Here is a 6,000-nt window from a genome sequence, read left to right on the forward strand (position 1 = left end):
GGGACATGAATGCCTGTGGATAAAGCAATTTCCTGGCCAGTAGGTCAGGAAATGTCAGCGAGCCCCGCGCTTTGCCTATCGGCTTGGCTTACCCGCCAACACCCTCGCTGTGGATAGGGCACCGCAATGGGGCGAGCAGGTGATAGAGGCGCTGTTTGTGCCCCGAAACGGGTGGTTAAAAAATGATCAGGCGGCTGCGAGCCATGCCTTTCATGGGACGGCGTGAGCCATGAACGGGTTATCCACAGGATGTTCCACAGTTATTGTGCGCAAGCCTGAAGGTCTGGCATAACCAGCGCCCGGCTTTCTTCTAAAGGTGATAAAACCTCGCAAGCATTTGTTTTGCTGAAGAATTCGTACAGAAAACAGTGCTTTGATCAAAAAACGAACAACGGCCGCAAAGCCGCATGACAGAAGGGTTACAGCGGAATGTGCTCAGGTTATCCACAGTCGGGTGCACAGTGGATGTGGGCAAGTCGCACGATGGCGTTTGCCCTGAAAAGTCGCAGACCCCCTCGCGCTCAACGGGCCAGCAGAATCCGTCCACGGCTCAGGTCCGCCAATTGCTTTTGCAATGTTTCGATCTGCGTTTCACCCACGGCCACCTGCAAGTCCACGCCATTGGCTGTAAAGCTTTCTGTGTTCACCAGCCCGCCGCACTCGGCGACCCGCAGTTTCACCAGGGCCAGTTCCGCGAAACCGCAGGTGCAGCGCAGCGCCACACGGCTGATCAACTCAACCTTCTCGGCGTTTTGCAGGCATTTGTTCGCGCCCCCGCCATAGGCCCGGGCCAAGCCTCCGGTGCCCAACTGGATTCCACCGTACCAACGGATCACCAGCACCACGACCTGATCGCAAGCCTGGGCTTCGATGGCCGCCAGGATCGGCCGCCCGGCGGTGCCACCCGGTTCGCCGTCGTCGTTGCTGCGGTATTGGTCGCCGAGTTTCCAGGCCCAGCAGTTGTGTGTGGCGTTCAGATCGCTGTGCTGCTCTATAAAGGCCACGGCGTCGGCAGGGCTGGTGATAGGGGCGGCGAGGGTGATGAAGCGGCTTTTGCGAATCTCTTCGCGGTATTCACAAAAGCCGGTGAGGGTAAAAGGCATGAGCGTCTTAAAAGGTTGGTTTCAGGCCGCAGCCCTTGAGAATGATGCGGATCAGGTTGTCGCCGGCATCGATCATGTCCTGCTTGGTCAGCTTGCTGCGACCGGTCACGCGGCAGATCTGGGTGGCGAAGTCGGCGTAATGCTGAGTACTTCCCCACAATAGAAAGATCAGGTGCACGGGGTCGATCGGGTCCATTTTGCCGGCATCGATCCAGGCCTGGAACACTGCCGCGCGGCCGTTGAACCAGGTGCGATAATCCTGGTTGAAATACTCAGTCAGGCATTCACCGCCGCTGATCACTTCCATGGCGAAAAGCCGGGACGCCTGGGGATGGCGGCGGGAGAACTCCATTTTGGCGCGGATGTAGCGAGTCAGGGCTTCGGCCGGATCATCCTCGGCGGTGAGGGTATTAAAGGTGCTGTCCCACAATTCGATGATGTTGCTCAGCACCGCCACGTACAACCCAAGCTTGTTGGTGAAGTAATAATGCAGGTTCGCCTTGGGCAGCCCGGCCTTCAAGGCAATGGCATTCATGCTGGTGCCTTTGAACCCGTGACGGGCGAATTCATCTTCGGCGGCCTTGAGGATGGTCTCTTCGTTTTTTTGACGAATGCGGCTGGTGGGCTTGCCACCGTGGGCAGGGACTTCAAAGGTCATGGGCGTTTCCGGGCTGGGTCTGTGGGGCAAGCAAATGCGTTGATAGCGCACCGGCAGCGATCCGACAAGTGCCATCATGCTAAAAGCCTTTCGCTGGGGGCAGGCTAACCCAGCCAATGTCGGACCAAGGGTTAGCGGGTTGCCGCCAGGCTCTGGAGAAAGCTCTCCAGCACCAGATGAGGCCGACGCCCCTTGCGCGTGACTGACGCCAGGCTCAAATCATAGAAACGGGCCGTGGGTTTGAGGGCGCGCAACCGTCCCTGCTGGACCCACAGGCTGGCGTAATGATCCGGCAGGTAACCGATGTAGCGCCCTGTAAGAATCAGGAACGCCATGCCTTCGCGGTCCGAAGCACTGGCAGTGCAATTGAGTGCCTGGTAATGGGCCTGGATCTCGGCTGGCAGGCGGAAGGTCGGTGCGATGGCATCCTGGCTGTTGAGGCGAGCGTCGTCCAGTTGTTGGTCATCCACATAAAACAACGGATGCCCGACTGCGCAATACAACAGCGAACGTTCGCTGTAGAGCGGTTGATACTCCAGCCCGGAAAGGGCACTGGCCTGAGGCACCACGCCGACATGCAATCGGCCGTCGAGTACGCCTTGCTCGACTTCGTTGGGAGCGATCATGCGAATCTGAATCTGCACGTCTGGACCGCGTTCCTTCAATTGGGCCAGGGCATGGGTGATGCGCATGTGGGGCAGGGTGACGAGATTATCGGTCAGGCCAATGATCAATTCGCCGCGCAAGTGTTGATGCAGGCCGTTGACTTCGGTGCGAAAGCTTTCCAGTGCACTTAATAGCTGCAACGCTGATTGATAGACCTCGCGGCCTTCCTCCGTCAGGGAAAAGCCCGCCCGTCCGCGCTGGCACAATCGTAGGCCAAGACGCTGCTCAAGGTCGCTCATCTGCTGGCTGATGGCGGAGCGACCGATCCCAAGCACCGTCTCCGCTGCGGAGAATCCACCGCACTCCACCACGCTGCGAAAAATGCGCAACAGACGAATATCAAAGTCGCTGACTTGGGCCAGCGGATCGGGACGACGCGCGCTCATAGTTTAGTGATCCGCTGACTGAAGGTTAGAAAAGTTGGATTTCATCGACTTTATCGCCGTGGCAAGTTAGCTGCAAGAACGCCTTTGGATCCCTGTCGCTTCTCTCCTGCGAGGTTCTGTCGATGAACATGCCCGAACATGCTGCCGGCTCCCTGGCCAGCCAGCTCAAGCTTGATGCCCACTGGATGCCTTACACCGCCAACCGCAACTTCCAGCGCGATCCACGTCTGATCGTCGCCGCCGAAGGCAGTTGGCTGGTGGATGACAAAGGGCGCAAGGTCTACGACTCGCTGTCGGGCCTGTGGACGTGCGGCGCCGGGCACACCCGCAAGGAAATCCAGGAAGCAGTCGCCAAACAGCTGGGCACCCTCGACTACTCGCCGGGCTTCCAGTACGGCCACCCGCTGTCGTTCCAGCTGGCAGAAAAAATCACCAGCCTGACACCGGGCAACCTCAACCATGTGTTTTTCACCGACTCCGGTTCCGAGTGTGCCGATACCGCAGTGAAAATGGTCCGCGCCTACTGGCGTCTCAAGGGCCAGGCGACCAAGACCAAGATGATCGGCCGTGCTCGTGGTTACCATGGCGTGAATATCTCCGGTACCAGCCTGGGCGGCGTCAGCGGCAACCGCAAGTTGTTCGGCCAGGCGATGATGGACGTCGATCACTTGCCCCACACGTTGCTGGCAAGCAATGCCTATTCCCGTGGCATGCCAAAAGAGGGTGGTATCGCCTTGGCCGATGAGCTGTTGAAGCTGATCGAACTGCACGATGCCTCCAACATCGCCGCGGTGTTTGTTGAACCGATGGCCGGCTCCGCTGGCGTACTGGTGCCGCCTGAGGGTTATCTCAAGCGCCTGCGGGAAATCTGCGATCAGCACAGCATCTTGTTGGTGTTCGACGAGGTCATCACCGGGTTCGGCCGCACCGGTTCGATGTTCGGTGCCGATAGTTTCGGCGTGACCCCGGATCTCATGTGCATTGCCAAGCAGGTTACCAATGGCGCGATCCCCATGGGCGCGGTAATTGCCAGCTCCGAGATCTACCAGACGTTCATGAACCAGCCGACGCCTGAGTACGCAGTGGAATTCCCCCATGGCTACACCTATTCGGCGCATCCGGTGGCATGCGCGGCAGGCTTGGCGGCACTGGATCTGCTGCAAAAGGAAAACCTTGTACAAAGCGTGGCCGAGGTGGCTCCGCATTTCGAGAAGGCCTTGCATGGCCTGAAGGGGGCGAAGAACATCATCGACATCCGCAACTATGGCCTGGCCGGGGCAGTCCAGATTGCGCCCCGCGATGGCGATGCGATCGTGCGCCCGTTCGAGGCCGGCATGGCGTTGTGGAAAAAGGGGTTCTACGTGCGTTTCGGCGGTGACACCCTGCAATTCGGGCCAACGTTCAACAGCAAGCCACAGGATCTGGATCGCTTGTTCGATGCGGTCGGTGAAGTGCTGAACAAACTCGACTGACGCGTCCCTCTATATAGCTTTCAATACGGGCGTCCGGCAGCGGGCGCCTGTGGATAACATTCTGGAGTCCCCATGAGCCTCATTGCGCATTTGATCAATGGCGAACTGTTGAGCGACAGCGCTCGTACCGCCGACGTGTTCAACCCTTCCACCGGCCAGGCGATTCATAAGGTGCCACTGGCCGATCGTGCGACGGTTCAGCAAGCTATCGACGCCGCCAAGGCGGCTTTCCCTGCCTGGCGCAACACACCGGCGGCCAAACGAGCGCAGGTAATGTTCCGGTTCAAGCAGTTGTTGGAGCAGAACGAGTCGCGCATCGCCCAGTTGATCAGCGAAGAGCACGGCAAGACCCTGGAAGACGCGGCTGGAGAGCTTAAGCGCGGCATCGAGAACGTTGAATTCGCCTGCGCGGCACCGGAAATTCTGAAGGGCGAATACAGCCGTAACGTAGGACCGAACATCGACGCGTGGTCAGACTTCCAGCCCTTGGGCGTGGTGGCGGGCATCACGCCATTCAACTTCCCGGCGATGGTGCCGCTGTGGATGTACCCGCTGGCGATCGTTTGTGGCAACTGCTTCATCCTCAAACCGTCCGAGCGTGACCCGAGTTCGACGTTGCTGATCGCCCAATTGCTTCTGGAAGCCGGGCTGCCCAAAGGCGTGTTGAGCGTGGTGCATGGCGACAAAGCTGCAGTGGACGCACTGATCGAAGCGCCGGAGGTGAAGGCGCTGAGTTTTGTCGGCTCCACGCCGATTGCCGAATACATCTATGCCGAAGGCACCCGGCGCGGCAAACGCGTGCAGGCACTGGGTGGGGCGAAGAACCATGCGGTCTTGATGCCGGATGCGGATCTGGATAACGCCGTCAGTGCGCTGATGGGGGCGGCCTACGGTTCGTGCGGCGAACGCTGCATGGCGATCTCCGTGGCGGTGTGTGTGGGCGATCAGGTGGCGGATGCGCTGGTCGCCAAGCTGGTGCCGCAGATCCAGTCGCTGAAAATCGGCGCGGGTACGTCGTGCGGACTGGACATGGGACCATTGGTGACCGGTCAGCATCGCGACAAGGTCAGCGGCTATATAGAAGATGGCGTATCGGCGGGTGCGTCGCTGGTTGTCGATGGTCGCGGTTTGAGCGTGGCCGGGCATGAGGAGGGATTCTTCCTGGGCGGCTGCCTGTTTGATCGCGTGACGCCTGAGATGCGCATCTATAAAGAAGAGATTTTCGGGCCGGTGCTGTGCATCGTCCGGGTCAACAGCCTGGAAGAGGCGATGCAACTGATCAACGATCACGAGTATGGCAACGGCACATGCATCTTTACCCGTGATGGTGAGGCGGCGCGGTTGTTCTGCGATGAAATTGAAGTCGGCATGGTAGGCGTCAACGTTCCTTTGCCGGTGCCCGTGGCCTACCACAGCTTCGGTGGGTGGAAGCGTTCGCTGTTCGGCGATCTGCATGCCTATGGTCCGGACGGGGTGCGCTTCTATACCCGTCGCAAGGCTATTACCCAGCGCTGGCCGCAGCGTGCCAGCCACGAGGCGTCACAGTTCGCCTTCCCGAGCTTGTAAGCGGTAGGTAGATGAAGAGGCCGGTGTCTTTGGACACCGGCCTCTGTGTTTGCGGGGGGCTTTTGGCTGTTGTGACAGAAATATGAAAATAGGTGTTGACGGCAAATCCTGGACGTCTATAATTCGCCCCACTTCCGGCGCAGTCGAAA

At 59.3% G+C, this 6,000-nt stretch carries 5 protein-coding genes; 2 read left to right on the forward strand and 3 right to left on the reverse strand.

Features of this window, described 5'->3' with window-relative positions; all coding sequences use genetic code 11:
* Positions 1 to 521: 521 nt before the first annotated feature.
* The 3 genes from MKS85_RS27980 to MKS85_RS27990 form a co-directional block, all read right to left on the reverse strand.
* The gene (locus tag MKS85_RS27980) at positions 522 to 1,103 is read right to left on the reverse strand and encodes a YigZ family protein (RefSeq protein WP_139051233.1); all 582 of its coding nucleotides are present in this window, start codon (positions 1,101 to 1,103) and stop codon (positions 522 to 524) included.
* 7 nt (positions 1,104 to 1,110) lie between these two features.
* Entirely contained in the window at positions 1,111 to 1,761 is a 651-nt protein-coding gene (locus MKS85_RS27985; protein ID WP_047227433.1) for a TetR/AcrR family transcriptional regulator, read from the reverse strand.
* Positions 1,762 to 1,892: 131 nt separating this feature from the next.
* Complete coding sequence (locus tag MKS85_RS27990) at positions 1,893 to 2,813, reverse strand: LysR family transcriptional regulator (protein ID WP_047227434.1); 921 nt, start codon at positions 2,811 to 2,813, stop codon at positions 1,893 to 1,895.
* Between the two features lie 122 nt (positions 2,814 to 2,935).
* Here MKS85_RS27990 and MKS85_RS27995 point away from each other — a divergent pair, with 122 nt between their 5' ends.
* Positions 2,936 to 4,285: an aspartate aminotransferase family protein gene (locus tag MKS85_RS27995; protein ID WP_188252461.1), complete on the forward strand. Its 1,350-nt coding sequence runs from the start codon at positions 2,936 to 2,938 to the stop codon at positions 4,283 to 4,285.
* 72 nt (positions 4,286 to 4,357) lie between these two features.
* A complete protein-coding gene (locus MKS85_RS28000; protein ID WP_188252460.1) occupies positions 4,358 to 5,851 on the forward strand; it encodes a CoA-acylating methylmalonate-semialdehyde dehydrogenase in 1,494 nt (497 codons plus the stop codon).
* Positions 5,852 to 6,000: the final 149 nt, after the last annotated feature.

Source organism: Pseudomonas sp. JL2, assembly GCF_031570495.1.
GTDB classification, from domain to species: domain Bacteria; phylum Pseudomonadota; class Gammaproteobacteria; order Pseudomonadales; family Pseudomonadaceae; genus Aquipseudomonas; species Aquipseudomonas rhizophila.